Source organism: Streptococcus pseudopneumoniae, assembly GCF_038148935.1.
GTDB classification, from domain to species: Bacteria; Bacillota; Bacilli; order Lactobacillales; family Streptococcaceae; genus Streptococcus; species Streptococcus pseudopneumoniae_U.
In genome coordinates this window covers 1-3,906 of sequence record NZ_JBBJZX010000121.1, presented here as the reverse complement: position 1 = coordinate 3,906, position 3,906 = coordinate 1, and the positions used below count along the sequence as shown (strand labels likewise).

Annotated in this window: 7 protein-coding genes; 2 read left to right on the top strand and 5 right to left on the bottom strand. The window is 36.9% G+C overall.

What is annotated here, in order from left to right; all coding sequences use genetic code 11:
* Nucleotides 1-158: 158 nt before the first annotated feature.
* The 5 genes from WKI42_RS09650 to WKI42_RS09630 all read right to left on the bottom strand — a co-directional run bounded on the left by WKI42_RS09650 (nucleotide 159) and on the right by WKI42_RS09630 (nucleotide 1,962).
* Nucleotides 159-449, bottom strand: a complete 291-nt coding sequence (locus WKI42_RS09650; protein ID WP_368081817.1) for a hypothetical protein — start codon at nucleotides 447-449, stop codon at nucleotides 159-161.
* A 169-nt stretch (nucleotides 450-618) separates the two neighbouring features.
* Nucleotides 619-1,332, bottom strand: a complete 714-nt coding sequence (locus tag WKI42_RS09645; protein WP_368081816.1) for an ORF6C domain-containing protein — start codon at nucleotides 1,330-1,332, stop codon at nucleotides 619-621.
* A gap of 33 nt (nucleotides 1,333-1,365) precedes the next feature.
* Nucleotides 1,366-1,527, bottom strand: a complete 162-nt coding sequence (locus tag WKI42_RS09640) for a hypothetical protein (protein ID WP_368081815.1) — start codon at nucleotides 1,525-1,527, stop codon at nucleotides 1,366-1,368.
* 9 nt (nucleotides 1,528-1,536) lie between these two features.
* Nucleotides 1,537-1,734, bottom strand: a complete 198-nt coding sequence (locus WKI42_RS09635) for a hypothetical protein (RefSeq protein ID WP_368081814.1) — start codon at nucleotides 1,732-1,734, stop codon at nucleotides 1,537-1,539.
* Between the two features lie 21 nt (nucleotides 1,735-1,755).
* Nucleotides 1,756-1,962 carry a helix-turn-helix transcriptional regulator gene (locus WKI42_RS09630; RefSeq protein ID WP_050216445.1) on the bottom strand — a complete coding sequence of 69 codons (207 nt, stop codon included), beginning with the start codon at nucleotides 1,960-1,962 and terminating at the stop codon, nucleotides 1,756-1,758.
* Between the two features lie 172 nt (nucleotides 1,963-2,134).
* Here WKI42_RS09630 and WKI42_RS09625 point away from each other — a divergent pair, with 172 nt between their 5' ends.
* Nucleotides 2,135-2,890 (top strand): XRE family transcriptional regulator, encoded by a 756-nt coding sequence (locus WKI42_RS09625; RefSeq protein ID WP_368081813.1) that lies wholly within the window; start codon nucleotides 2,135-2,137, stop codon nucleotides 2,888-2,890.
* Between the two features lie 12 nt (nucleotides 2,891-2,902).
* Entirely contained in the window at nucleotides 2,903-3,832 is a 930-nt protein-coding gene (locus WKI42_RS09620) for an HIRAN domain-containing protein (protein ID WP_368081812.1), read from the top strand.
* Nucleotides 3,833-3,906 lie beyond the last annotated feature (74 nt).

Below are 3,906 nucleotides of genomic sequence, written 5' to 3'. Positions count from 1 at the left end.
ATTCGTGAACAATTCAGCACTTTCGCCATCCAATCGTAATTGTAACGTTATCCCTTCCATTTTCTACATCCTCTCAACTATGCGGGCAAGCATTTTTGTGATATAATGGTTTTAATAATTTAAGTGTGCGCCTAACTTCCGTCAGGTGCTTTTTTTGTTTATAAATTTGAAATTCTAATGAGAATTTCTTCCAATTCTTCTTTGCCATTGATGTGCACAATCACGTCATCGGTGATTTCTGATTTGTAATCTAAATCCCACAAACCTGTTTCCTTGTTATATTTGACAACTGCTAACTCAAGCCCGTAAGAATACTTGTTGTGAATTACACTGGCACCATAACCATTAGCAAAGTGATACTCATGTCTCGGATACTTAAAATGGCTATCTGAGTGTACAGTAAATTCCTCGCATTCAATTTCGATTTTAGGTAAATTGTATTGTTCCATACTTTATTAACCTTCCATTTGTTTCTTTAACTTCTCGATAACCCTCTGAAGTTGTTTCTCATCAACAGAACCAACCGATAAATTCTTAGTGCTTATATTTCCTGCGCTCATTGTTAATTTTCGTTTTATCCTACTATACGGATATCTTCTTGGTCTCATTTTTTCCTTCCTACGCTTGACTAAAGGCGTTCAGCTCCATAATCTTCATCTTGGTATTTGTGCTTGGCTCCCACGTCATCCAGTAAGCTAGAGCAGCGTCCGCATGCTTCTTTGGTAGCAGGTCATAGCGACTAATATTGAAGTGGTCTTTAAAGTCAATCTCAGCTTGTCTAAAGACTGACTGAGCGAAAGTCTTATCCGCATAAGCTGGACTATCGATACCACCTAGGCATGCCACAACTCTAGCCTTACGCTTCTTCAGGAGCGACTGAGCGTAGCTCGGATGAATCGGTTGCTCACTCTTGAGATAGTCGATGTCTTCAATCATGCTAGCCTGTTGTTCACGCAATTTCTTTTGCCCAGTAAATAAAGCAATAAAGGCATCCTCATCCAAATCCTCACGGATAAATCCACCCTGCTTGCGAATAGCTGGCAAGACCTCTGATGTCACCCAGCGCTTGAACTCTTTAGCTTGAGGCAACTTGCTGGATAAGATGAGAGAGTAGAGACCAGATTCGTTGATGATGATTGTTTCTTGTACCCTTCCTAAATTATCTGCGAGGCCCTGTTTTAGGGCGTCATCTTCATCAACATGAAGAGCAATCGCATTTCTAGCCTTGCTATATCCTAGGATGTCTGCAACATCTTTCCCAACGAACCAAGGCTCGTCATCAATGGTTAAAGTACGGACTTCCTGCCCGTGAAAATTAAAAATTTCGTTCATAGTATTCCTTTCTAAGTACAGATTTCTAAAAAATCATAAATTAAATTTATTTCTAATTCTTTCAAGCTCATCATCTTGTATTTTTTTATACTCGTTGATGCGCTTTTTTCTATCTCTTTTGCTAGCGTAGTATGTGGCAAAACCAATGATAAGATTGATTATGACAACAAAGTAAAACCATACTAATTCTTCCATATTCCCCTCCTACTCCAGCACCTTACTGCCGACTACCAATCGTTTAACGACAACATCCATCTCCTTAAATTCGGCATTCTCTGCACAGTAGCGGACGCTCTCGCTGATGATGTGACAAATAGATACGCCGTACTCGTTCGCCAGCTCTGTAGCAATCTCCCAGGCATCTTTGTCAATCCATGTTACTTTTTGCGCTGCGTTGTTCATAATGTTCCTTTCCAATTGCGGTTAAACCGCAATGTCGTGTAAAAAAATAATGTCATCAATAGACACACCAAAAGTAGTAGCGATTTGATAAGCTTGTGTTACAGTAGGTTCTGTTTTTCCTCGCTCCCAATTTCCCCAAGTATCAACAGAGACATCAATAGCCTCGGCTGCATCCGCTTGTCTCCAATTTTTTAGAGTTCTCAATGTTTTAAGAGTCATTTTCTGCATTTTACAGTCCTTTCTATCTTTTTTATAATTGAGTGACTCAACTATGACTCTATTATAATGCGGTTAAACCGCAATGTCAAGTGTTTTTTGCGTTTTTTTCGTATTTTTTTATTTTTTTCTTTACTTTTTTGCGTTTTTGCCGTAATATATACTATATAAAGGAGTGATACAAATGAGCAATAATAAAAGTAAAGAAATTTTCTCTGCGAACTTGGAAAAGTTAATGAGCAGCAGAGATGTTGATAGAAATAAACTTTGTTCTGATTTAGGATTAAAATACACTACTGTAAGAGATTGGTTAAAGGGTATAACTTACCCTCGGATAGGAAAAATCGAATTACTTGCGGACTATTTCGGTGTTAATAAATCGGACTTGATAGAAGATAAAACTCAAGAAGTAAAAGAAGTAAAAATCCCTACTTCCCCTCTCGTTCAAAAAATAACTGAAAAAGTTGTAAATTTGTCAACTCCAAGAAAACAAAAAGTTCTGAACTATGCTAATGAACAATTAAAAGAGCAGAATAATAAAGTGATTATGATTGAGGAAAAGCTTTTTGAATACCGTGTTTTTGAAAAACTTTCAGCTGGTACTGGCTTTTCATACTTCAACGATGGGAATTATGACACTGTTTTTTATGACAAAGACCTAGACCACGATTTCGCCTCTTGGGTTTTCGGAGATTCTATGGAACCTAAGTACATGAATGGAGAGGTTGTTCTTATCAAAGAAACAGGTTTTGACTACGACGGTGCCATTTATGCAGTTGATTGGGATGGTCAAACTTATATTAAAAAAGTCTATAGAGAAAAAGACGGTCTTAGACTCGTCTCTATCAATAACAAGTATAAAGATAAATTCGCACCATATGACGAAGATCCAAGAATCATTGGAAAAATAGTCGGAAACTTTATGCCAATTGAAAATTAAAAGGAGAAAGTTATGAAAATAGGAATGAGAAAACCAAGTCTAACCAGAAGTTTAAAAGCTAGAACCACTAGCAAGTGGAAAAGACAGGCTAAAAAAGCTATTATCCCTGGATATGGTAAGAAAGGAATGGGTTGGGTTAAAAATCCAAAGAAAGCCATGTATAACAAGGTCTACCACAAGACAACATTTGGACTATCTGATCTGTTTAAGTCGTCCAAAAAGAAAAAGAGGAAAGTAGTCACCAACAAACAGCAATCTATTCTTGCCTCTAACGGCAAAAAGCAACTCACAGCAAAAGATTACAAAGAGACAGCGCTAGTTTTTCTAGTAATTTCTATAATACTGCTTTTTCTAATTCCACCATTCGGAGTCGTACTTTTGCTCCTTAGTTTCATAATGTTTTTAATCGGCCATTTCACTGCAAAACAAGAAAAAAAGGCAAAGAAAAAGAAACAGATAGAGAATTATAGCGGTCCTAGTGTTGATAAGATCGTTTTCCATGATGATTTCTTGTTGATGGGGACAAATTATCATAAAGAAGAGGCTGAGCTTGCTGCTGATTTTCTTTCTGGAGGGATCCACTATTTCGGAAAAGATAATAAGAGTTTGAAATCTTATATGCTTGAAACATATAAACCTGTTTACAAATACAATAAATTGAAAACAGTAGACGTTCAACTATTACCAGAACCTTCAAATCCGCATGATAAAAATGCTGTCAAAGTTTTAGTGAATAATGTCTTTGTCGGATACTTACCAGCTATGATTGCAACACAAGTTTCATCCTACATTTCTAATCCAAATTACAGATATGATGCAATCCTTACAGGTAGAGGAGGACCATATAAAACCCTAAATATCGAAACTGAGAGAGTCGTTTCTCGTAAAAGTGACTTAACTTACTATTTAGATTTAACAGTATGGCGTCTCGCTAAAAAATAAAAAAATCCCCACACTCGCCATCGCCAAATTTTGAGTGTGAGGATTCAACTTTCCATCTAGCAAGCAATGGAAAA

Bases quoted from the DNA above. Each gene is read 5' to 3' on its own strand.
- WKI42_RS09640 (WP_368081815.1), bottom strand. From the start codon at position 1,527: ATGGAAGAATTAGTATGGTTTTACTTTGTTGTCATAATCAATCTTATC.
- WKI42_RS09635 (WP_368081814.1), bottom strand. From the start codon at position 1,734: ATGAACAACGCAGCGCAAAAAGTAACATGGATTGACAAAGATGCCTGG.
- WKI42_RS09630 (WP_050216445.1), bottom strand. From the start codon at position 1,962: ATGCAGAAAATGACTCTTAAAACATTGAGAACTCTAAAAAATTGGAGA.
- WKI42_RS09620 (WP_368081812.1), top strand. From the start codon at position 2,903: ATGAAAATAGGAATGAGAAAACCAAGTCTAACCAGAAGTTTAAAAGCT.
- WKI42_RS09650 (WP_368081817.1), bottom strand. From the start codon at position 449: ATGGAACAATACAATTTACCTAAAATCGAAATTGAATGCGAGGAATTT.
- WKI42_RS09645 (WP_368081816.1), bottom strand. From the start codon at position 1,332: ATGAACGAAATTTTTAATTTTCACGGGCAGGAAGTCCGTACTTTAACC.
- WKI42_RS09625 (WP_368081813.1), top strand. From the start codon at position 2,135: ATGAGCAATAATAAAAGTAAAGAAATTTTCTCTGCGAACTTGGAAAAG.